Annotated in this window: 1 protein-coding gene (only partly in view); it reads left to right on the top strand. The window is 62.8% G+C overall.

What is annotated here, in order from left to right:
• Window positions 1-54: 54 nt before the first annotated feature.
• On the top strand, window positions 55-24,653 hold the 5' portion of the coding sequence (locus O3I_RS20410; RefSeq protein ID WP_041562737.1) for an ADP-ribosyltransferase. It continues 22,939 nt past the right edge of the window; the window shows 24,599 of its 47,538 coding nt (coding positions 1-24,599); the start codon lies at window positions 55-57; the stop codon falls past the right edge of the window.

Raw genomic sequence — 24,653 nt, 5'->3', positions numbered from 1 at the left:
TGGCCGGTTGTCGTCCATGACCGCGCGCACACGCGGCGCCGAAAGCGCTGATCGATGAGCATCGAGATGCCGGCTGAGCTGCAATGGCTCAGCTACCTGGCGGGTGCCGCGTGGCCGGAAGGCGACGAGGACAAGATGTTCGCGCTCAACGACGACTACAAGTCGGCGGCGGACACCCTCGACGCCGCCCTCGACCTCTTGCGCTCCGCGTGCGACACCGCGACCGCCAGTTATTCCGGCGACGGCGCGGACAAGATGAAAAGCCAGTTCGACCAATTCTTCACCGGAGAACAGTCGATCCCGAAGCTCATCGACACGATGCGCCAGGTCGGCAAGTCGTGCCGCGCGATGGGCGCCGAGATCGAGCACACCAAGTTGCAGGTCATCATCACCCTGGCGATCCTGGCCGCCGAGATCGCGTACGCGCTGACCACCTGGTTCGGTGCGGTGGTGATCCCGGCCCTGCAAGCCGAGACCGCCGGGATCATGGCGGTGATCGGTCGCACGCTGGCCACCCGGCTGGAATTCCTGGTCAACCATGCCGCCAAGATCGCGGCGATGCCGATGTGGAAGCTGGCCGCCATCAGCGGCGGGGTGCAGGGTGTGATCGGCCTGGGCACCGAGTTCGCGGTGGAGGCAATCCAGAAGAGCAAGGGGCACATCGACGACTTCGACCTGAAGCGGATTTTCGTCGCGGGCGCCGTGGGTGCGGTGTCCGGTGCGGTAGCGGCGCCGGTCGCCAGCATCATCGGTAAAGGGCTGGCCAACTGGGTCGGCAAGGAATCGATGACGTGGTGGAAGTCCGGTGGCATCGCGATCGGCGCCGGTATCCCTGGTGGATTGGTCGGCGCGGGTGCGGGTTTCGTCACCGGTGGCGCGCTCACCGGAGAGTGGGAATTCGACCCGGCCATGCTCGCCGGCGCGGTGGGTGGTGGCATCCTCGGTGGTCTGCACGGTTCGATCGGTCATGCGCGGGCCGGGGCGATGGTGAACGTCAAGGCAGTGACCGCCAAATCCGACCTGTCGCTTTCCGACGGTAGCTCCATTTACTCGGCGTCGGAGAAGGACGGCGGGGGCGCAGGCGCGCCGCGCGGTTCCGGCGACCGCACGGACAACGGGCAGCAGACCCGGGCGATGTCGCACACGGGCGACACGGGCAACGGCAACGGCCGGTCCACGACCTCGGGATCCGTAGGTGCGGAAGGCAATTCGCGTGCCGCATCGGTGCACGGCAACGGAAATGGCAGCGCGAATACCAACGGCAACGGCAACCGCGGCGCCAACGGCAACGCCAACGGGTCGACTCGATCGGCTTCTGTGCGCACCGGCAGCATTTCTGCGGCAAGCGTGCTACGGCCGCGCACGGACTCGATCAGTTCGAGTGCCAGCGACGGGTCTGTGTCGCGCGCGACGTCTGTGTCGGGCGGATCCTCGCACACCTCGATGACATCGTTCTCGGATGCCAAGGGCAGCGACGCGGCGCCGCGGACTGCCCATACGTTCGACGGCGCGTCGGAATCGGCCTCCGGTCCGGTATCGCGCGCGTCTTCACCGGAACCGCAGGGTATGCACAACCTCCGGACCGATGGGCTGCCGCAGGAGAAGATTTCGGCTGGACCCGAGAGCCTTTCGGGTGCATCCGTTTCCGGGAACTCGAGTCGCGAATCGGCGCAGCTCTCGGCAGGCCCGGACGCGCGGACGGTCTCGGATCAAGCGTCGAGGATCTCGGCGACCGACACCGGTAGCTCGACGAATCTGCGCGACGTCCGTCCCGTGACGGGAGCGTCAGGCGGCGAGAGTCGAAGCGGCAGCGAAACACCGTCGCGGTCGGGCACGCCCGATCCCGAGGCACGCGGCCGCTCGGCGGCGCCGAGTACTTCCTCGTCGGTGGGCGGCGGGTCACAGACCCGTATCTCCGCGGGGCCCAACGAGTCCGGGCCGCCAGGACCGCGCACAGTGACTGGGCGAGAAGATCAGTCGGTGTCGGGCTCGTCGTCACGGGCGGCCTCGCCGGAGCGCCCCCCCACTCCCCCGGCTGCGCGGTCCGAAAACCTGGCAGCGCACGATGGATCCAGCCCGGACGGTCTCGCTCGGTCGAAATCCGGCGACGACAGCGGTCCACATCCGGAAACCACCGGGCCGGAGCGCAAGAACGGCCAGGACGAAACCGGCGACCAGTCGATTCGGCGGCCCCGGGCGCACCTGACCGAAAACCCGGACACTCCAGCGCTTCCGGAACAACCCGGACGACGAGCGGCCGAAGAGCCGACGGACACCCGGGTGACGGAATTGCGAAACCGCTTGCGGGACAGCGACGAGGTCCAGGACCACCGCGACGTGACCGCGACCAGGGAGCGACTGAAGACCGCCGAGGCGGAGTTCGAGGACACTCGCCGCCTGGTAGAGCACGACCAGTCGCCGAAGGAAGGCGCGTCCGCGCTCGCGCTGCGCGAAATGCATGACGACGCCGCGACACAGCTGGAGCAAGCGCGCACGGCACACGATGCCGCGATCGATCGGGCGGTCGACGAGCGGTACGCGCAGTTGCAGGCCGAGGCCGACCAGGCCATCCTGACCGCGGACCGGGAAGCCGACACCGTACACACCGACACCGCGCGTCGGCTGCAGGAGGCGCAAGACAGCTTCCGCGACGCGCGGCAGCGGTGGGAGAACAGCCGCGACGAATACAACGCCGCGGCGGCCAACCACGAGGCGCGCGCGGACGGCGAACTGGTCAAGAGCATCACGGAGGCGCACAACCGGGTTCGCGAGGCGAATCAGGGGTTGGTGCAGGCCCGGCGGGAATACAACGCCGAAGCCCGCGCGTCCGAACCACGCGCGCAACGCCTGTCCTGGCTGCGAAACGACATCGAAGCGCGCACCCAAGGATTGCGCACCGAGCTGGTCGAGCGGGAAGCGTTGCTGCGTGCCGCCGCGAAGCACAATGCCGCGCTGAACGACGCCCGGGCAGAGCGGTGGGCGTTGGACCCCAACGAAAAGTCGAGCGTGGCAACGAGATTGCTGAACTGGCTGCAGTCGGGGTCGGGCGAGGGTGTCCGGACCGGGAAGGTGATCGGTGATCCGCGCCAGTTCGAGGCCGACGTCAGGACTCGGGCGCGCTCGCTGCAGGACGAGTTCGACAGCAAGGACTCGGCCGCGCGGGCCGATTCGTCCTTGGCGGAACTGAAACAACAGTTGGCGGACAGTACCGCTTCGTATCAGGCTGCGCGCGATCACCTTTCGGAGGTCGGTCTGCAGGCCATCGGCGACCGGACGGTGGTGCTGCGTAACGCCGGACTAGCGGACAAGGCGGCGTTCGATGGCGGGCTGGCCGAACGAGGTCCGGCGTTCGAGGCGATCGTGCGCAAGCAGATGGCCGCGGCCCGCGATGTGCTGGATGCGATTTCGGCCTACGACCACCAGCTGTTGTCCAAGGGACGCCCGGACGATCCGGTGACGGTGCCGCTGTCGGGTGAGCAACTGCGCAAGGTGATCGCCGAAGGCACGCCCGAGGAACGGCTGGCGCACCTGCGTGCGTTCGTGAAGATGACGCATCCCGAGGGCTTCGAGCCGCGGGAGAATCAGATGCTGGGGTATCTGCTGCGCGTCGGCAATCTGGGTACCGGTCAGGGCAAAGAGATGCTGATGGCGATGCGGTTGTTCACCGACGCCGTCGAGCAGGGCACCGCCTACGGGACCACGAGTAGCGACAACCTGGTGTCCTCGATGGTGGATCTGGTCAAGGCGTTCGCCAACTCTCGGTACGGGGACCTGCAGATCTCGGTGTCGCGGATGACCGATGAGGGGCCGATGCCCACCGGCGGTGTGATCATCGGGACCAAAGAGGACTTCGTATTCGCGGCATTGCGGAAGGCTCAGGCGGTACTGGATCGGATCGGCGCGGCGGGCGCGCCGGTGAAAGAGGTGAACGAGCTGCGGGATTGGCTCAACAACGAGCGCCCGAAGCTGGACGAGATGAAGCAGCGGCTGGACGCGGTGCTGGACAAATACAAGATCGGCGAGAAGTTCGAGCCGTTTCCGAAGGGGCCCTACACCGGCGACGAGTTCGACGCCGCGATGTTCGACGGGCAGGAGGGGGTGCTCACCCCCGGTGGGCAGCACGACGAGTTGCCGGCGGAAGCGCGCAGGATCGAGCAGGAGATGTATCGGGTCCTGGCGGCGGAGAAGCTGCACGGTTTGACGGCCAAGGACTTCGGCAGACCGGAGTTCACCAGGGGAATGTGGCGTGCGGAGCTGAGCGAGACCGCGATCGAGAAACTCAATCGTGTCCCCGGCGAACCGGTGACACCCCAGCAGGCCGAGTCGTATAAGAAGGCGGCACTTGCGCTTTGGGGCAAGCGACGCAACACCGACTGGATCAAATCGTTCGACCCCGACAATTCCAGCGATCCAGGCCGCACCGGTCTGCTCGCCGCCGACACCAACGACAAACTGATGGTCGACCGCACCAAAGGCAGCGCCAACGTCCGCGAGAACCGCCTTCAAGGCGTCGGGCAGTACCTCGACGTCCTGGCCGGGGTGCCGGTACGAGCCAATCACCCCGAAGGCACGCTGTACATGAGTTTTGACCAACTCATCGGCAGCAGCTACCTGCACTCACCATCGGGAGTGTCGGGGACGTTGAAGCAGGTGGAGAACGCACTATACGACCGCCACGGCATCGGTCCGGTACCCGAGATTCCGAACTTCTACAGAGACAAGATCGAAGATGTCCCCGACGCGGAATTCAAGACTCGCGAGGGAAAACTCGAGGCTATGGGGCTGTCGATCTTCGACGACCTGGTCAGGCCCGACGGCAAGATCGAGCTCATCGTCAAGGACGGTACGGTCGTCGGCGCGAAGCAACGCGGGCGCCCGCACTGGGTGGTGATGACCGACAACCGCGATATCGCCGGCGATGATGTGCGCATCGTGCGCGGTGACGACGGACGCGTCGTCGAGGAAATTCCCCTGAACTCTTGGAAAGACAAGAACCCCGAAGAATACGGAGTCGCCGACTGGATCAACAGGATCACCGAAGAAGAGATCCACGCCGAGGCTGCGGCCGCCGGACTGCCGGTGGCCGAGAAGATCAAACTCGACTACACCATGCGCGACGCGCGGTGGTACGAACTCCACGGCAATGGCGTCAAGGCCGAAGTACTCGCGAACGAGCAAACCAAGCAATGGGGCGCACCCGGCAGTTTGCACATCGGGCACAAGGCCGACGGACGCGGCGCGAGCCCGAAACCCACCCCGGAATCGGTCGAAATCGGTGGCACCGCAGTCAAATCCAGCGGCGGCCCGGCCTACGGAGAACGCAACCACATTCAGATCCGCGGCCGTGCACAGCGCGGCGGCGTCGGCGAAGACCACGAGAACGGCGGCTTCCCCGGCACCTTCCAGCGGTTCTTGTCCGAGGAAGACTATTACGGTGCGGTGGCCGATCACGGTGTGCGCGAACAGGTCATCCGATTCCACCGAGCGGTCGAGGAACACGAACAGGCGATTGCCGATCATCGGGCCGACGACACCCCCGAGACCCGCGCCCGCCTCGACGAAACCGATCAAGCCGTACGGCAAGCCGTACAGACCCTACGCGAGCAGACGGCTCCCGCTGTCGAACGTGCGGCAGAGCAACAACTGCTCTCGTCCGGGCGGCATGGCGGCTACCGAGCCAACGCGCCCCCGGTGCTCGACACCGGGCATGTCCCGCCGGGCATGGACTTCACCACCCCACCGCCCGCGGTGCAAACGCCCGACGTGGAAGCCGTCACACCGCCGCAAGATGCTGCCGACAGCCGCCAGGACACGGATACGCACGATGATCCGGATCGGCAGGCCGACAGCACGCCGAAGCGCACTCCGGGGGCACCGTCACTGCCGCCGCGGTTGGACGGCTCGGCGGATACCCTGTCGCCCAACCGATCCGACGCGTCGGGGCGTACCACGGCGAAGTTCGCGCCGCAGGTCGGCCCGGACAAGATCTTCGATGCGGCTGACTCGTACTCGGCGGCGCCCTCCGAGGGGCGAGCGATCCGTCATTCCGAGGGCAACGATCGCTATCCGGGCTTCGTCGAGACGTTCGAAGACGCCGAGCCGCGGCTCGGCCTCGGCCCCGACGACAACCGGGTCGATCCCAACGCGCTCCTCGAAAACCTCGTGGCCGAGAAGGTTTCGGAGGTGGGACCGGAGGCTCCGGTCGATGTGTTCGATTGGAGCACGTTCCGGGACAAGTTCTCCACGGTCGACTTCCCGGTGGGGACACAATTCGAATTCATCGACGGTGCCGGCGGAGTCGATTACGTGGCGTCGGTAGAACCTTCGGCAGATGGCACGCAGGTGCGGCTGATCGGTGCCGGCGATGTCGAGAATACGGGCGGACATGTGGTGGTCGGCGCCGAAGCCTTCCGCGAAGGCTTGCGTTCCGGATTGCCAGAACTGGGCCGCGGCAGTGTAGTCCGAGTCGTACAGCCCAGCCCGGAGCCAGGCACACACCACGTGTGGGAGACGGCTCGATTCCTGTTCGCGCTGGATGAGGGGGACCTCGGTGCGGGTACGCAGGTGTCGTGGCGCGAGCCCTCGGAGAACGGCGAGCAAGTGGCGTCGGCGGTGTTGCGCCCTGACGGCGGATTCGCTGTCCCTGCGAATGGTTCGACCGTGTCGGTGCCGGAATTGTCGGAACGACTGCGGGGTGTGGGGGCAGTAGAAGTGGTGACGACCCAATCCGGGTCGGCGCGGACGAGCACCTCGTCAAGGAATACGGGCTATGTATATTTCGGCCGAGAACCGAACACCGGTAAACCAGCTTTGTTCACTCCGAGCGAGATGGACCTGCTGACCCGGATTTCGCGACTCGGCCCCGGCCAAGGGCCGAAAGACCGCAAGGATATTGCCAAAGAATTGCGCGCAGCCGGTGACTCGCATGCGGATGGAAAGAAGGTGCAACAGCGGATCAACTCGCTGTGTGACAGGTTGTGGACGCTCGACCGTAGCCTGATCGAATTGGCACGAGCAGCTCGCCTATGGGGTTTGACGGCTAGGCAGCCGGAGTTCGGCGACGTGGATTACAAACTTTTCGGCTGGAATCCATCTGGCGAGCCGGTCCAGTTCTCGCTCGCTCAGGTGGATCTTCTGCAGCGATATGCACAGCGCAAACCGAACATGCAGCGAAAACAGGCAACCGATATCATCGCTGAACTCGAATCGATCGGCTACCTACGAGCCAACACAGTTTTGGCGCTCAAAGGGCGCCTCGTGCAACTTTACGATACATTACGGCTTGTCGGCGACGACCGTAACATTGTCGGCGCGGTTCGAGCGGCCCGTGCGTGGGGAATTCTGTCACCCCTGCCTGTGCCAGGTGATCTAGATTTCGAGCATCAAGGATTCGACCCGGTAACGAAGGCCCGTGTGTCTCTCACCGATGATTACATGAGTTTGCTCATCCGGCTTGTACGACCGCGACCGCGCGATGCGCCAACGATAGAAACAGAACTCGGCATATCCCGCCCAACCGTCGACAAGCGCATCACGGCCTTGTTCGCCGAATTTAATGTGGCGGAAAGTGCCGGTGTCGCCGAGTTGCGCCGGGTGGCACGGAAATTCGGGTTGCCGCCCCCGACGACCGACAAGGGTCGACTGAGCCTCGGTCTCGAAAAAACAGACACCTCGGTGGACGACGCCCGGGTCTACCGCCATACCGAGGAATTCTTCGACGCACTCACCCGCCACATCCACGCCCAGCAAACGGGAGCATTCCGCACCTACCTGCCCGGCACCCGCATCGACATCATCGACAGCCACGGACGACTTCGGCTGAACATCAACAACGACAACACATTCGCCCCCCAGTACCGCAGCGACCAAGACCCCGACAACGTCCTCCCGGGGCCACCCGTCAACGGCAACGACATCCTCACATTCCTCCGCCACCACATCGGCTACCACACCGTTACCTCGATCGTCGAACACCGCCCACATCCCGACACCTCCGGCCCTGCTACACACACCACTCCTGAAATTCAACTCCAGCACGCCACCGGATCACAAACCTTCGCCCGCACCGAATTCCGAGGGGCCGCAGCCACGGCAGCGCAGGTTCAGCTCCCGGCCGCCGCCGAGCTGGGCCCGGAGGCACTCCCACGAACCACCTTGACAACCACGCAGAAGGATGTGCTACACCGCGTCATTGCACGCTACAAAAATCAACAAATCGTCACTGATCTCAATCTCACTTACGCGGCGCTCGAACTAGTCTTGATTACCGCCGCCCACGATCTCGGACTCGGCGCGACTACACACCCCTTCGCCCGCCGTACCGACATAGCGAATACAGCCCTGCAGAAAGGCCGACTCGACCAAAACGCCATCAATTCTCTCGCGCCACCCACACTGCCCGAACGCCGTCCAGTCAAACTGGGCGATGATGCGGTTGAAGTAATACATTCCATTGCCGCAGGTTTCTTGACACCCTCTGACATAGCGAAGCATCGACCGAGGCCGGGAAATGATATCCCTACTGGAGGATCCTGGGCAGCGGTTGCTACCCAAAGAATCTACACCAAATTAGGTATCGCCGCCGGAAGGGGTATCAGCGACTTTTCGGCTGTCGTTGCACTCGCGTACGACTTGGATCTGCTCACACCTGACGCTGTCGCCGCGCGCGCAGAGTACATACCTCGCCCGCAACTCACCCAATCTCAAGTGACCCTCCAGCTCGTTGCGGCTGATATTACGGAGCCTCTTCATATCTGGGTCAATCTCAAGGAAATCTGGCCAAAAGCCTCTCAGAATTGGGTTTCATACCTAGCACGGCAGCTCTTCGAACTCCTTCCCGAGCACACCGCACCCGTTGTCGGCAAGGAAAAATGGCTGGTCGCCGAATTACATGAACAGGCACGGCGAGGTCAACTCGACAAGCACACCTTCCTCGCACTCATCACACCTTTTTCCGCACCACAAACCCGCCCCACCACCGACGGCAGCACCGCCTACCAGCCACCGCTCAGCCCTCGAGCCGGACCCTCCGGACTCGGCCTCATCCAAGGCGCAACCGCCGCGGACGGAAGCAACGACTGCGTCCGCCTCGCGTGCGTCGAAACCCTCAGCGACGGCGACACCACCGATACCCCCGTCACGATCCCCGACACACCAGCAACTCTGGCCGGACGCAGCGACGCCGAACTCGAACACCACGCCGGAGCACAACTGCAACCCCAACGAGACCACGACGAAATCCGCGACCGACTCCTCCGACTCGGCCACGGACACAAAGCAATCGTCGTCGACAACTATGCAGGCGAGCCCGATGGCCACGGCATCGGCGGACACGTCTACGTCCTGCGAAACGTCCACGGCACCATCCAGGTAGCCGACCGAGCACGACGGCGCTACCACCCCTACCCACCCGTACCCCTCCGCGAACTCTCGCACATCCGAGCCATCTACTTCACCCCCGACAACCAACCCATCCCACCCACCACACACACCACGCCCCGCCCCGGCAGACCAGGCAAACAACTCGGCCTCAGCACCCCAGAGGCCGAGGACGCGATGGAGGACGACACCTACGCCCCGAACCACGACGCCGAGAATCAGGGCCGGCTCGTCAACGGTGTGCGCGTGTTCGACACCGACGCCGCAGGAGCGAGCTTCGGCTTCCACCAGTTGCGCAATTGGGATGAGCTGTCCGACAGCCAACATCAATCGCTTTTCGCGTACGAGGACTCGGTCATCGTCAACTTCGCGATGCGGTTCTACCCTGATCCAAACGAACGATCCAGCTGGTTCACGCAGATCGAGCACAATGCCGCACTCGAAAATGTCGTGGCCGAGACCAATGGCCCTGAAGCAGACACCGCGACACTCAGCGATCGCTTCTACAGCGTGCAGGCCAGGGGCATTCACAACGCGGCGGAGGCCCGGGAAATGCAGGTGCTCAACAGCATTCTGAGCAGTGACGATCCGGACGACCTGTGGGAGGAGATCCAATTCGACGGCCGTCACTATCGCTCACTGGAACACCTGGCCGAGGAGTACTTCCACAACCAATTGACCCCACGCGAGGTCCTCGAGCATATGATCGAGGACCTGCGCCGCGCGACCGCGCGACCGCTGCGGCTGACCGAGCCGATCCAAGTCCGCCGTTCACTCCAAGGCATCGAATTCATGCTCGATCGAGACGGCCACCCGCTCGGCGAGCGCACCGATCTGAGCGTGCTGTCGAACGCTCAGCAAATTGACCTCGGATGCATGTCGACCTCCCTCACCGCCGAGACCGTCGACTTGAACGGCGAAGATCCCTACCTGCTGGTCCTCTCGGTCATGCCCGGCGCCCACGGCGCCTACATCGGCCACGACGCCGCCTTCCCCTGGCAGAACGAACTCATCCTGGCCGCAGGCACCGTCTACGTGATCACCAGCTACGACCAGGTCGACGGCATCACCAGACTCTTCGGTCACGTCGTGGTAGCCCCCGAACCGCGACTCGGCCTCGAAGAGGGGAACGACCCGCCCGACTACCCCACCACCGGCGCCGCCGCCCTCGGCGGTGTCAACATCGGTGCGGGCAGCCAAATCGAGGACGCCCGCGGACCCGCATCCGCGCAGCCCGAATCCGCCATGGGCACGACCGTGGATGCGCTGTCGTTCGGGGATCCGCATTCATCCGCTCTCCCCGATGAGCAAGTGCGTACTGATGGTCTTGGCGATACGGACGCGATGGATGGTGTGTTGTTCGCGGATTCGAACGTCGCTCAGGTCGTTCGAGTCACGGATGATCTCTCGGGTGGGGGGCTGTCGGCTCGGCAGCCAGAACCTGGCGATGTGGATTCTGGTGTGCAGCTTTTGGACCATGAGGTGGATTTGCTGCGACGGTTCTCTCGGCGCAAGCCCAACATGGAGAGAAAGAGTTACAAAGATATCTTGGCCGAACTGACCTCGGAAGGCACCCAGCTCACGAAAGAAATAGTCGGCCACCGTGTCAATCGCATCACCGACCAGCTACAACTTGTCGGGGATAACCGCAATGTTCTCGGTGCGGTGCGGGCGGCTCGCAGACGGGGGATACTTGCTCCCAACCCCGAGCCAGGTGATCTGGACTTCGAATACCACGGATCCGACCGGGTTTCGGGTGCTAGCGTCTCGTTCTTTGATGATCAGATGAGTGTGCTCGTCCGGCTCAACCGGCAACCGCCACTGGACAGAACTGCGATCGCTATAGAACTTGGCATTAGCCGCAAAGCTGTCAAGAACCGCATCGACACAATGCGTGCCGCGTTGCGATTGCCGGCAAGCGCGAGCATGACCGACCTGGTGGCGGAGGCACGGCGCTGGGAACTGCCGTTTCCGGCGCCCGGTGACCAATCACGCGACATCCACGCTCGCGAAGTACCCACGACTGGGGTTGAAGGTCGCATCCACGCCTTCCACGAGGAAGCAGAGGGGGGCGTTCGGGTTGATCCTGGTGTGCGGCTGAGGACTGTGCTGGATGAGAAGCGTCGAGAGGTCGGTGCGCAGGTTCGGGTCGATGTGTGGGGTCGGGGGGTGTTTCGAGACAAGTTCTCGGCGGTTGATTTCCCGGTGGGAACTCGATTCGAGTTCATCGATGGTGGCGGCGGGGTGAGTTATTCCGCGGTGGTGGAGGTTGCGGTGTTCCGAGAGACTTTGCGCGCGGCGTCACCGCAGTTGGGTGCTGGCGGTTGGGTGCGGGTTGTGCAGCCTGGTCCGGAGCAAGGGGCTTATCAGGTGTGGGATGTGGCTCGGTTCTTGTTCGCCTTGAACGCGAATGCCTTCGGGGCTGGAACACGGGTGTCGTGGCGTGAGCCTACTGACCACGGCTGGCGCGTGGTATCGGCGGGCTCCGATGGCATGTTCATCGATGAGGCTGGCGCGACGTTGTCGAAGTCAGGGCTGCTGGACCTTCTGCGCGATGTAGGCGCAGTAGGGGTCGGAACTGTCGGGCCGCGGTCGGAGATGTCGCAACTGGAACTGTTGCCCGGGAGCGCGGACTATTACGGTCGGCATCCGGGGACCGGTTCGCTGGTGGCGTTCGAGCCCGATGAAATGGATATCCTTTACCGGGCGTCGCGGTACGGGCCCGGCCTGATGCCTAAAAGCCATGGGGATATCGCCGAGGAATTGCGCGCGGCCGGTGACGAGCGCACTGACGCGAATTGGATGACAGCCCGGTTTTGGTCGATGGCCAAAAAGCTGGGGGTAAGGTCTCATCTCGATCTGCTCGGGGTCGTACGAGCGGCTCGGGAGTGGGGGTTGTTGGCTCGGCAGCCAGAAGCCGGCGATGTGGATCATGGATATTCCTTCAAGAATCCCGGATCTGATGTGCTTGTGCAGTTTTTGGACTATGAGGTGGATTTGCTGCAACGGCTCTCTCGGCGCAAGCCCACTATGGAGAAAAAGGTTTTCAAGGATATCTTGGCCGAACTGAAATCTGCCAGATACACCGAAATCACGGAAAGAGCAACCAGCAAGTATGTAAACAACATCTACACGAAGCTACAACTTGTCGGGGATAACCGTAATCCTCTCGATACGGTCCGGGCGGCGCGCCTCTGGGGGATACTTGCTCCCAACACCGAGCGAGGTGATCTGGACTTCGAATACCACGGATCCGATCCGGACTCGGATGCTCGCGTCACATTCTTCGACGATCAGATGAGTGTGCTCTTCCGGCTCAACCAGCAACCGCTACGGAGCCTGAATTCGATCGCTACAGAACTCGGCATTGCCCCCCTAACTGTCACGACCCGCATCAAGGCAATGCGTGCCGCGTTGCGATTGCCGGCAAGCGCGAGCTTGACCGACCTGGTGGCGGAGGCGCGGCGCTGGGAACTGCCGCTTCCGGCGCCCGATGACCAATCACGCGACACCCATACTCCCGAAGTGACAACGACCACGGTCGAAGACCACACCCACACTTTCCCTAACCCCGGCTTGTCTTCAGCTGCCCACGAGAGTGAGCAAGATTCTGATCTCGTTGTCGACGATATGGTTGGTGTGGTGTTCGCGGATCCTACGGACGCCGCGGTTGTTTCCGTGGCGGATGATTTCTCGGTGGATGGTGTGCGGTCTGTCGGCAGTTTGGAGCAATTATTCTCTCAGGTCGAAATTGATGTGCTGCTTGTTGAGGCGGGTGAGACGCAGACGCTGCGGGTGGGTAGTGTGGTCCGTATTCATGGCGAGGCGGGAATGCTGGAGCTCATCGTTGCGGGTGACCTCGATTTCACTATATTTTATGTCGAAGGAAGTAATGTTTCTGGGGTGGGGGAACCCGTTACCTTCGGTAGCGCCCGAGGGCGGGTGGAACATTTTTTCGGTGCAATGCCTGATGTTTCGTCGATAAAAGTGTGGCATGGTCCGGGTTCGTTGCAAGGGCGGGGTGAGGATTATCGCCTGGTAGGGGCGTTGGATTCGCAGTTGCCCGGTGCGCGTTCGGTGGGGACGGGTTTGCCTGGATTCCCGGGAGGCACCGAGATTTCTCTGGTCGATAATAACGGTGGGACTCTGCGGCTGCTGGTTACGGATGCAGGCGGTTTGTTTCCGCAGTATTCTGCTGCTGCTTCCAGGGATAGCCTTGACGGGCCCGTGTTCGAGGGCTTGCAGGCGCGGAATTTGGTAATCAACCATATCTCGAATTCGGCGCGAATGATTACTGGCGTGTCGGTGGATCGCCCTGTGTCCGGCCGCCCATACGAAAGTCGGGGTGGTGCTGCGGCTCTGGACTCGCGGGGTGCTGGAGCCGGGAATGATCGGTCGCCTTTCGGTCGGCTAAACGAGGATCAGAAGGAGTTGTTCACTTACCTCGCTTCCGGTTTCGGTTGGCATCGCGCACTGGTAGCTCTGGGGAGAACCACCCCAGCTGCAACTAGAATCGTTGAGCGCATGTATAGACGGCTCGGGGTCGGAGGGCTTCCTAGTGGGGAGAGGTTGTCGGCAGCGTTGGCGCTGGTGAGCTCTGCCCCTGAGTTTATGAAGATGATGTTGGAGGTTAAGTATCCGTCGAAAATTTGGACAGATGATGAGAGGCAGACCTTTTGGTTGGCAGTACGAGGCTACTCACCTGCACTGATAGGCGAATACCTGGGTTTCGAAACTAGCACGGCTAATACACATCTCGCCTCTATCAGGAAACTATTCGGTATCGAAGTCGACGTCGATGACCGGCGGTTCGGTTCGGTGTTGAAGAAGTATGCTGTGGCGCGCGGGGCATTGACCAATGCTGATTTGGCAGCGGTACAGGAAATCGCGCCATCGCCCCTGTTCACGAAAAAAGAAAGAACTATTCTTCTGACTCTCCGGGCGAATCCCGCCATGACGATGAAAGATGTATCCGAGTTACACGGCGGGACTACACGGGATGTAGGATCCCGGCAATTTGTTGGCAGGACGGTGCGGCGGATCGCTCGCCGTTACGGCATTGAAATGGGCGATAGAGAGCATATCAGTGAAGAAAAGGTCCGTCTGATTTTGGCTGCTGCCGCAACTGATTTGGCGGCGGGTGAGGCTGAGGCGCAGGCGTGGGGGGATGGTAGTGCTGCGGTCCCCGAAACTCCTCGTGGCGGGTCGGAGTGGACGAGGCCGGTCGTCGCCGAGCCTGGACCGCGCGCCAATGATTGCGCGCAACGGGCGCTGCGGCGCATCGCGGTCGGGACCTTCAACCGCGATCTCGTCAACTCGGCGCATCGAATCACCCCGCCCGAGGAACCGGTCGGCTTGGCAGGTATGAGCACTCATGCCTTCGAGGAGGCGGCCGGTGGGCGGCTGCAGCAGTTCGATTACTACATCGAGATCGCCCGTTTGCTACGCGCTTACGGTCCCGGATACTTCGCTGGTGTGGTCTACGGTGTTGCAAGCATCGACATCGAGCACAATATCGGCGCGCACACCGTCGTGTTCTATACGAAGCCGGTACGTTCCGAAGACCCATCGGTAGGTCCTAACGATAAGGCTGCCGGAGTGCAGGTCAGGGCTTACAACCCGGCGACCGAGGACGACCTGCCGATCGAAAGCAGCGACCGTGAGCAGTTCCCGACCTACTACCATCCTGCCGACGCCCATTCGCTCACCGCCATATTCTTCGCCCCGCCCACAACCGACGCTCACGGCATCGCATTCACCGCCCCCGGCTACCCCACCACCGGCGCCGCCGCCCTCGGCAATGTCAACATCGGCGCGGGCAGCCAAACCGACGACAACCGCGGACCCGCATCCGCGCAGCCCGAATCCGCCATGGACACGACCGCGGATGCGCTGTCGTCCATGGATCCGGCAAGTGTTCCGTTCATTTCCGCAACGGACGATCTCTCGGCGGGTGCGCCCGGAAGGGCCGCACACGTGGCGACCGGGTCGAACACCGAGAGAGCATTCTTCGGCCTCGGCCCTGATGATCCGGCTGGCATAGGCCCGGCTGATCATGAGTGGCGTGGAGGGGACGGTCTACCCGGTACGAACATCTTTACAGACGGCGACAGTTCGGTCGGCCCGGTCAAGGCAATCGATAATCTCGATTTATTGCTTGCCGACCTGGACTTCGACGTGACTTTTGCCGGTGGCGGGGCACTCCCGACATATTTGCCGGGTTCGATTATCAGTATCACTGATGCGACAGGGGGCGCGCTCGGGCTCGTTTACCCTGGTGGCAGCGAATTTGTTGCCTATTACCGCGGTGGCGGCGGTGCTGATTCGCGTGATAGGGATGCCATCGATGTCTCCCGCATCCGTGCCTATGTGGAAAACCATGTCCATGACGGGAATCGTTCTGTAACCGGAATTTTGGTCCGCAAGGGCCTGGGCTGGGCGGAACTGGATCAGCTTGTGGCGGCGGTAGAGTACGCCGGGACCGGGGCGGAGGAAGGGCTGCCCGGCTTCCCTGCTGGTACCGAGATATCTATTGTCGACGGCGATGGCGGAGTGCTGGAGGTGTGGGTCACCGATCGGGGTGGTCTGTTCCCGCAATACCGGTTCCCGCAGTACCGTGCGGAGAGCGCCTCGAACGCCAGCTTCGATGGACCTGTCTTCACGGAGAACGACGCGCGGCGACTCATCGTCGATCATTTGACGAATCCGCAGCGGGCCATCACAGAAGTATTCGTCGAACGTGCCGCTCTCGCCGTCTCGCACACGCCCGCGCGGGAACCGGCCTTGTTCGGCAGCCTGATCTTTGAGATGCAGCGGGCGCTGGTTCACGCCGCTTCGGGCTATAACTCGATACAAGCGAAGCTCGCCACGGACGACAGGTACGACTATTGGCTGAGGACCGCCTATGCGCGGCTCGGTGTCGATTCGCTCGAGCAGGCGCTCGAGAAAGTTGGTTCCGACGACGCTTTCAAGGGCATGAAGCGTAGCGTACGGCACCCGGTCAACTATTTTTCGGATATTCAGAAGAAAATCTTTCGTCACGCGGTCAGAGGCTACTGGCCAGGGTATATCAGCGAAGTCCTGAAAATAGATATGAGACGCAGCGGGCCATTTGTGTTCCGCTTGAGAGATTTGTTCGGCATCGATGTTGACGTAGATGATTGGAATAATTTCAGCCGTGCCCTGAAGAAGCGTGCTGTGGTGTCGGGTGCGCTGAGCAACGAAGACATAGTGGAGATACAGAAGATAGCGCCACCAGAGCTGTTGTCCCCTGAAGAACAAACGATCGTGCAGCACTACGCCGCAGGGTACAGCACCCTGGCCATAGGCCGTCTGATAGGCGTGTCCGGCCCGACCGTTGCGGGGCGTGTCAAAAATATCGCAGCACGCTTGGGCGTCGCGGTGGGCCGGGAGATCACCGCAGCGGTAGCCGACCAAATCGTGGCGGCAGCCGGGCCTGCGTTGGTGCCCGAAGCAATCGAGCGGTTGCGGGCGCAGCGTGTCGCCGCAGGCCGATCGGCACCGGACGTTTCCGGCTACGAGTCACGGCTGGCACCGTCCGAACCATCGGTGCCCGAGGGCGACGCCGGCGCCCCGGTACAGCACCTAGGCGACGATGCCCCCGAAGCCGAGTCCGTAGGCGTCTCCGCGATCGAAATCGAAGCGGCAGAATCACTTTCCCTCAGTGAGCAGGAAGAGGCAGCGGACTACTTCGCCGGTCCCGACCCAGAGGCCGCGGCCATCGCGGCGCAGTCTCGGCGCCTGGCCGCAGCTGAGCTGGCACTCCCACGAACCACCTTGACAACCATGCAGATGGACGTACTGCACCGCGTCAGCGCAGGCTACAACAATCAACAAATCGTCACTGCTCTCGATATCACTTACGCGGCGCTCGAACTAATCTTGATTACCGCCGCCCACGATCTCGGACTCGGCGCGACCGCTCACCCCTTCGCCCGTCGTACCGAGATTGCGAAAACGGCCCTGCAGAAAGGACGCCTCGACCAGAACGCCATCGGTTCCCTCGCACCACCACCCGTACTTCCCGAACGCCGTCCATTCGAACTGAGCGACGACGCATTTGAAGTGCTGCATTCCGTTGCCGCAGGCTACTCGACGCCCGCTGAAATAGCGAAGCATCGACCGAGGCCGGGAATGACAAAGGCTATCGGGACGTCGTGGGTACAGAGGGCTGTCAGGGAAATCTACGCTGCATTGGATATCGAAACCAGAAAAAGTGTAGGAAGTTTTCCGGCGTTCGTTGCACTTGCGTACGACTTGAATCTGATCGCACCTGACTCTGTCGTCACTCGCGCAGAAGGCGTGCCTCGCCCGCAACTCAGCCAATCGCAAGTGGCCCTCCAACTCTTTGCGGCGAATATTACGGAGCCCGGTGATATCTTGGTGAAGCTCAGGGAAACCTGGCCAGGTGTCACTGCGGCGAGCGTTTCAGAATTGTCCCGGCGGCTCTTCAAAAACTATCTCGAGCACAGAGTGCCCGTTGTCGGCAAGGAGACATGGCTGGTTGCCGAATCACACGAACTGGCACGGCAAGGACAACTCGACAAGCACACCTTCCTCGCACTCATCACACCTCTTTCCGCACCACAAACCCGCCCCACCGCCGACGGCAGCGCCGCCCATCAGCCGCCGCTCAGCCCTCGAGCCGGACCCTCCGGACTCGGCCTCGCCCAAGGCGAGATCGAAAGGTTGCGGGAGCAACGTGGGGGCGCAGGCCGATCGGCACCGGACGTTTCCGGCTACGGGTCACGACTGGCACCGTCCGAATCGCCGGCGCCCGATGGCTACGTCGGCACCCCGGCACAGCACCTCGGCGCCGGTGCCACCGAGGCCGAAGTCGTGTCCGATACCGAAACCGAAGCGGCGGAATCGCTTTCCGGCAACTACGCGGAGGACCCCGCTCCCGAGGAGCCGCGCCCCGGCCCCCTCACCTTCTCGGTGCCGCCGGATCTGGGTGTGCAGCAGGTGGGCATGATCGGAAACACCGGGAACACGGTGCTGATCGCCCGGAATGGTCGAGATGCGGTGGTGGTCGGCCCGGGCGACAGTATCGAGCTGGACAGAATCAGCCGGGACAACGCGCAGATCAGGGTGAGTTCAGACCCGCAGGTGACATACCGGGTGCATCCCGAACTACTCGGACGCGACTTCTGGGACTGGACTGAGGATCCCGCGGGCACGTGGGTGGGCACGCCACGGCGCGTGGATAACCAGCAGCGGACGCAGCTGTTGTTCTACCACGAGAATGCAGTCGTCGAGGTGGGTACAGGCGAGCTATTGGGGATCCAGCCGAAAGCCGACGGTGCGGTATCCGTCAAGAACCTCAGTTGGCGGGTCACGCTGGCGTCGAACGCTGTGCACGCGTTGGGTTTGGGTGCCCCCGCCGCGTCGATGGTCCCGCATACCGGCCCGGTGTTCGCGACGCGGAACTCGCAGCCGGTGCCTTCGGATGCTCGGGAGGGGACCCGGGCGGACTATGCGGTGCTGATGAACAACCTGAGCAGGGAGGCCGAGCGGGACCCGCAGGCCTTGGCGGAAATGTTCCATGAGTACCCCGACCAGACGGTCGCGGTGCGGTTCTTCATCGACGGTCAGCCGGAGTGGGTACGGGTCGATCGGACTCTGCCGCACGAGACGTCGCAGTCGTCCGGAGAGCCGATGCATGCCGGGCATACCGATGGTGAGCCGATGTGGGCGGCTTTGGCGCAGAAGGCATTCGCGTTACTGCGGCCTGATATCAATGGCACTGCCACGGTATCGATCCGCCCGTTCGGCGCGCCCGCCCATCCGTCGCCGATCGCCCCGATGCCGGGCTCATCGATCACCGCACCGGCGGGCCGGTTGAGCATCGTCGATCAGAATGGTGAGCTGCTCAGCGTCCGGCCTGGTGACGAGCTGCACGGCACGGTCGATCCAGCGAGCCCGGATCTGCTCACGGTGTGGATCGGTGACGAACCAACGGCCGCGCGGCACTCGGTGCACCGGAACCTGCTCGGTGAGCTGACGGTGTTTCCCCCCGAGAGCGACGGCATCTACCACTGGACGACGCCGACTACGCCGGCAGTCGAAGTCACCGGACTGCGCTGGCTGTCGCCGAGCAACGCTGCACGCCATGCGCCGGTCGGCGGGCCGGTGTCGCTGCGGGTCGGCAGCTGGGGTGATCTTCTGCTGGACGGGAACACCCGGGTTTCCCCGCCGGCGCTACAACAGCTCGGGCGCTCGATAGCGCGCGCGTCCGGTCCTGTCTTCGGTAGCGCGGGCCCCGTGCCCGCCGATGCGACCCAAGGCCAGGCCGGGGACTGCTATCTGATCGCGCCGCTGATGGATATCGCCGAGAACAACCCGCAAGCCATCAGGGACATGATCGTCGAATATCCCGACGGCACCGTTGCCGTGCGCTTCTTCACCGCACTCGGCGTACCACAGTGGGTACGGGTCACCAGAGACTTCTACACCGACGCACAGGGCCGGATGATCTACGCGGCCAACGACGCGCGTAACCCGTTGTGGCCCGCCTTGATCGAAAAGGCCTACGCGATCTGGCGCGGCGGTGACTACGCCATGATCAAGGGCGGATTCGCTGCGCACGTGATGGGCCAGTTGCTGCCGCCCTACGAGCTGAACGCGACCGGAACCGCTCATCAACCCGTCCGCGGCCTCGACCTGGCCACCTTCCTGCACCCGATGCGGTTCGGTGTGGACACGATCTATGACCTGATCATGGAACAGCTCGGTGCGAATGCCGATGCGGATACGGTATTCGCGTTCGCGCAACGACTCGGCCAACTCGAGCCGGTCTGGGACCGAGCCGACGTCGCCAGAAAACTCGACATCGAACACTTCCGGAATTTCCTGGGCTACCACCTGCAACCGGAGGAACAGGCGCAATGGCAGCCCGAGATCACCGCCGTGCTCGCCTATGTCCGCCAGATCAACGATCCCGCGCAACCCATGACCAGTTCTGTTGTCCAGCAACACTTCTCCGACCTGGTCCGGTTCCTGCGCAGTCGCGGCGATCAGATTCTGCTGAACACTCTCGGCTTCGGCACGGGCGCGGAGAACATAACCAAATATCCAGGGCTGGTGGGCATGCACACCTATGACGTGGTGGATGTGCGTTCTGCCGTCACCGGCCGTATCGAGATCGTGTTGCGCAATCCGTGGGCCGACAACCCGGCAGTGCCGCAGACGATCGATGGATTGACCTACGGCCCGGACCGCACCGTCATCCTGGATGCCACACATTTGACCAAATTCTCGCGTCTGTCCAGCCGCGGTACCGGCACACGCTTCGCATTCGGAAACACCACCGAACTACCGCCGGACAACAACCCCGCGCCCGCAACCAGCCCGTCTGCCGCACCCACGACACCCGACCAGCCCGCCGCTCGGTCGGCAGACAGTCCGGTCGACCACGAGGGTATGTCGTCGGCCGATGAGGCCAGCGAAAGCGATGCTGATCGCTTGTCTGTGGGTTCGTTTGTCAGTGAAGTTGCTGGTGAGGAGGGGGCGGATGTTCCGGGTCCGGTAAATGTGACTCGTCGTGCGCGGGTGGTTCATGAGACGTTGGAACTTCATGATCCCGATGCTCAAGGTCGTGTCCGCGATGACGGTGTTCGTGTTTTTGATTCCAATGAGGCTGGTGCTAGTTTCGGGTTCCATCAGCTCCGTACTTTTGACCGGCAGACGCCGGAGGAACGTGCCGCGTTGTCGGTTTATGTGGAACATTCTTTCGTCAACAACTTGTTGAGGTTGTCCGAGACCGAACGTGACGAAGCCCTTGCCCAGATCGCGCAGCACGCGAAGATCGAGACAGTGGTCATGACGGTGGGTACGGACGGTGATTCTCTCGATTTCGAGGCTTTGCAGGCCCGTCGAGACAACCTACGAGCCATTGTCGATCGGACGGAGGACGAATCAGCGGAACTGGGCGCGCTCGACACGCTGCTGAATCACCCGTACCCCGATAGTTACTGGACGACGATCCGCGACGACGCGAACTTTCATCGCCTGTGCGTGAACTTGTATCAGCACTATTTCCAGGAACCGTTCAATAGCGATACTGTTCGCGAGCACATCAGGCTCCTCGATCAGGCGACGGGGCAGCCCCTGCCGTCGACCGGACCGTTCCGTGTCTGGCGTGCGGTCGAGGATATCGACTTCCTGCTGGACCGGGACGGTGAACGGCTCGACGGAGGCGATCCGAGTGAGGCGCTGGGCGTCGTTCAGTCCGCTGACGCCTTCATGTCGACCTCGATTACCGAAGAGCCCGTTCATATCCACGACGACCCCGAGTTCTACCTCGACCTCGTCGTTCTGCCAGGGACGCGGGGTGTGTATCTGGGCCACGACGCACCTATGCTCTTGAACGAGCTTGTGTGCGCCCGCGGGACTTCTTTCGTTCTCGACTCCATCAGCGCACACCCCGACGATCCCGACATCACCGTCCTGCACGGCCGGATCGGACCCACGGTGACAACCACCACCGAACCACACATCAGTCCGGCGCCCGACCACGACAACAACGACTCCGACGAAACGGACGGGGCCAGCTACGTTTCGGGCACAACCGGTGAGTCGGAGGTGACCGGCTACGAGTCACGACTGGCACCGTCGGAATCGTCGGCGCCCGATGGCTATGCCGGCGTCCCGACACCGTACCTCGGCGCGGGTGCCACCGGAGACGCGGCCGTGTCGGGCACCGGAAACATAGCGGCGGAAGGGATTTCGGGCAACCGCGCCGGCCCGGCGCACTCTGGCGGCCAGGGCAAGGTCGATCCTGACGAAGAGCCCAAGTTGTTCTCGGCGCCGCCGGAGATCGACACAAACACCGAATCTGCCCCTGCGGCGCAGAGTTCGACATCCACGGCGCTGATCCAGACCACTTCGGCGAGCACCGGGCAGGTGAATCACATTGTCCGGGATCTGGGTTCGCAGCGCGACGGCCTGAAGGAAATCGTCGATATCGTCCCGGTGCCGGATACGACCGCCCAGTGGCTGCGCGAGCAGCTGTACCGGCAGGTGGTCGGAATCAACGGCGAGGACAAGAAGTTCCGGGCCGAGCTGAGCCGGGTACTCACCCCCCGTCTGATCAGCAGCGAGTGGTCGCGGCTGCTCACCAAGTCGGGCTTGCCGCTGCGCGTGACCTACCGTGGCCGCCTCTTTCCCGTTTCGATCCGCCTGCGTCTGCGCAACGCGCGGCCGGCCGCGGAGCAGCTGCCGCCGGTCGGCGACCGCGACGCCCCGGGCAACGGTCCGCCGGTCGTGCTGTGGCATTACGCGCGTGGGTGGAGCTCGATCAGCAACAGCGCCAGTGAGCACGATCTGCGATCGCTCTCGGGTTCCTACGGTGCGAAATGGCCGATGTACGAACGGGGCTTGCGCAGTCTCGATGGCACACCGCAAGCTTCGGTCATCCTGAACCAGTACGCCACGCGCATCGAGGCCGGCGCGACGGTCGAGTCGACGGTCAAGAAGTTGAGCAAGGGCCCGACCATTCCGCATACCTACGAACAGGAATGGCAGTTCAGCCTGAATCAGGGTATCGACGATATCCTGCCGACCGATAGCACAGCGAAAGTGTGGCATGATATCGCCGGGGCGGCGCCCGACCTACTGTTGATCTGGATTCCGAAATTCCTGGTCGACAATACCGAACTGCCACGCGTCGATCCCAATAATTTGGAAACGGTTCCGGCGGTCTTCCATCCCGAGCAAACCCAGGAAACCGCGCCGTCGTTGTCGAAGTTCCCTTTCTACTCGGCACTCAGCATGCCGAACCACGACGAACTGCTTATCGACGTATTCCAGGGTTTCCGCGAACGACTCGTAGGCATCTCCGACAATTCCCTCGGCGACCTGATGGATTTCTTCAAGGAAGAGAACATTCTGGGCAATATTCCATTGATGCTGGACGGGTGGCTGCCTTCCCCCTCCTGGCTGGACTCGGAGAACAAATCGCTCGGCTTCTTCTTGATGCAGGTCGATTTCGAAGGCGGCACCGAACTCACCGGACCTACCCATGAGAAATTCGGCCTGGAAGTCTATACACTCCGCGAGCTGGGCGTTACGGGCAAGTCGACGATCAGCAACGAGTCCGGTACGCACCCGGCATTCACCACAACCCTCGGTGCGGGGCCTTCCTTCCCTGAGACCAAATACCCCAGGCGCGGCGGCCAGATCACTTTCCCCCGAGGTGGCGTAGCCGACCACTCCAGTCATTCCCTCAGCTACGGCAGGAAGGCGCACACCTCTCGTTCGCTGCGTCTGCACGACGATATGCTGCACACGACACCCCGCATGCGCGTCCATCTCGTTCTGGTCCGGGACGGCAAGCGTTTCGGGCCCACTGCGGGAACACCACTGGCCAACGGGAGAACGTACCCGACCAACATGCTGGTGCCGTCGAAGGGAGCGCTGGGCACGAAGCCGACCGCGACGCCGCCTCCGCCCGCGAAGGAACCTCCGGCCGAGCAACCGACCGGAACCCGCTCTCCGGAACCGAAGGAAACCCCGGATAAAAAGCCGCCGCCCATTCGGTACCTGTCACCGAAGCTGTTGCATTTGCGTCAACTGAGCCTCGACACCACCCCGTTCAGGGTCACCGGTACCGCTCCCTTGTTCGCCGGTGCCGAAAAGTTCCTGTCCGAGACCGGCTTTTTCTCGAGCGAACACGATGACCCGGGTGTGCTGGACCTGGTCGAACAGAAGGCACTCGCGACCGCCCGCGAAACCAATATCGCCGCATTCGAGCGGATGAAGGCACAGTCCGACCTGGACGCCACTTTCCCGGAGATGATCGACGGCGAAGTAGACGAAACGAACCTCACGCTCGAAGGCGGTGCCATCCAATGGTTCAAAAAGCCCGGCCGATTCGGCACCGAGAGCATTTCGATCAGGATTGTCACGAAGCGTTACTACGCTTCCCCGGACCGTCCGAACGACGGGGTCAGCCATGACCTGACGCTGCCCAAATTCCAGACACAGAACCGGGCAGGGATCAACCTGCCCGGCAGCACGCAGTCCGACGCCACCTCGCTGCAGGCGAATTGGAACGGCGGCGGAAATGTGGCGATCACCAACCCGTTCGATGTGCCGAGCAATCAAATCCTTGCCAGCGTGACGCCGAGCTATGTCCACGCGTACCACTCCTCGGCGGGTGCGACATATGGTTTCGACACCGGCGCCACGAATATGATCATCAGCCCCGCCGACGACGGCACACAAAACTTCACCGTACCTGTCGTGCATTGGAT

The sequence above is a fragment of the Nocardia brasiliensis ATCC 700358 genome (assembly GCF_000250675.2).
GTDB lineage: Bacteria > Actinomycetota > Actinomycetes > Mycobacteriales > Mycobacteriaceae > Nocardia > Nocardia brasiliensis_B.
The sequence above is the reverse complement of the archived record's forward strand: the minus strand, read 5'-3'. Positions and strand labels throughout refer to the sequence as shown.